General features: G+C 33.9%; 1 protein-coding gene and 1 pseudogene. Both read left to right on the top strand.

The features are described from left to right. Positions 1–97 precede the first annotated feature (97 nt). The gene (locus JV528_RS12740; protein ID WP_204254841.1) at positions 98–538 is read left to right on the top strand and encodes a rolling circle replication-associated protein; all 441 of its coding nucleotides are present in this window, start codon (positions 98–100) and stop codon (positions 536–538) included. 544 nt (positions 539–1,082) lie between these two features. Beyond that, positions 1,083–1,444, top strand: a pseudogene (locus tag JV528_RS12735) (rolling circle replication-associated protein); the annotation flags it as partial.

The raw sequence follows: 1,444 nt of genomic DNA, 5'->3' as shown, positions 1-1,444 counted from the left end.
ATTTTGATATGTTTTGGACTTATTTGATCCGAAAAAATATAACGGTGAGGTTAGCGATGAACTAGCTTATGAGTTAATGCGTAAATGGCTCAACAAAATGAGGACTGCACATTATCGCAAAAGTGATAATCCGTTTAATTATATAGCGATACCAGAGCGTCACAAGAGCGGTCAAATTCATTGGCATATGTTAACTGGGTATATTGAACCGAATTTGGTTGATAGTGGCAAGACGTTTAGAAATCAGAAAATATATAATTGTTCTGATTGGAAACATGGATTTACAAACGTTCAAAAAATGCGTTCAAAATCCAAAGTGAGTAGCTATATGACTAAATATATTACAAAAGATTTATTGTACAGTCCTGTGAGAAAGTATAAGCGTAAATATTGGTGTAGTAAGGGGTTAGCGTTGCCTGATGTGTACGCTGGAAGCTATGCAGATTTAGTTAATATTTTTCCTTTGTATGACGAGAATGGAGAACTGAAACCGACGCATAGCAACGATATTTGTGATATTTGGTTGTTTAAGGTGTAATCGGATATGAGCCTGTGAAAACGCAAGGGTGGAACCCGTTAAGCGTTTGGGCAGCGCTCAGAGGCTCATATCCGCGCGATAGCGTTTTTAGGTATAAAAAAGTATTAGAATCATGCCTAAGTGTCTGAAATGGCTTCCTATGCGTCGTGAGAATGAAATTATTATGATATTTATGCCGAGAAAACTTTTGATATGGAAAAGAGCTATATGCTATTGCGAAAGCAAATATTGGTGAGTGATTGAATGGGATTAGACCAAGCAAGCACCAATAAAAAGGCATATAGCTCAAAGGTTCCATGTCCAAAAGGAAATTGGAATAAATAAAAAAAGAGCGTGCAGATTCTGTATTAGACCGTACACGCTCTTAGTGCTATTATATAGCTAAAATAAATAAAAAAGAGTTACAGCACCCTCCGACCAAAGATTGTGTTGTAACGAGTACTTTTGTTAACTTGTATGTTACTGTATTAGTTTTATAAAATCAAGTTGATAAATTTGGTAGTGTTGTAACTCTTTTTCATGAATTTGGAAAGGAGTTTTTTTTATGAGTAGACCGAAAATGATTTATTTGGAAGACGAGCAAAATATTTTGGATTTCCACCAAAAAATGACAGGAGGAAAGTTGGTCGTTCCTTACTTGACATACGACCAACTTAACACACAAAATTTACCCCAAATTGACTCTTATGATTTAAAGATAAAATGTTATAATAACGGCGTTTATAAGGTTTGTTGGTACAAAAATTTACGCAAAAAATCTAACACTAATCTAACACTAAAATTTAACCTTGAAAAACGCTTGAAAATGTCAAAAAAAGAGTTAGAAGAATTAGAAGAAGAACAACGGAAAAGTTATATTTTTGAGGTTAAGAATTTAATTAAAGATTACGTGTTGTGTAATCATTT

The sequence above is a fragment of the Staphylococcus sp. GDB20D11A genome (assembly GCF_016893255.1).
GTDB classification, from domain to species: Bacteria; Bacillota; Bacilli; order Staphylococcales; family Staphylococcaceae; genus Staphylococcus; species Staphylococcus aureus.
The sequence above is the reverse complement of the archived record's forward strand: the minus strand, read 5'-3'. Positions and strand labels throughout refer to the sequence as shown.

Excerpts from the sequence above, each read along its gene's own strand:
- JV528_RS12740 (WP_204254841.1), top strand. The coding sequence starts at position 98 with ATGAGGACTGCACATTATCGCAAAAGTGATAATCCGTTTAATTATATA.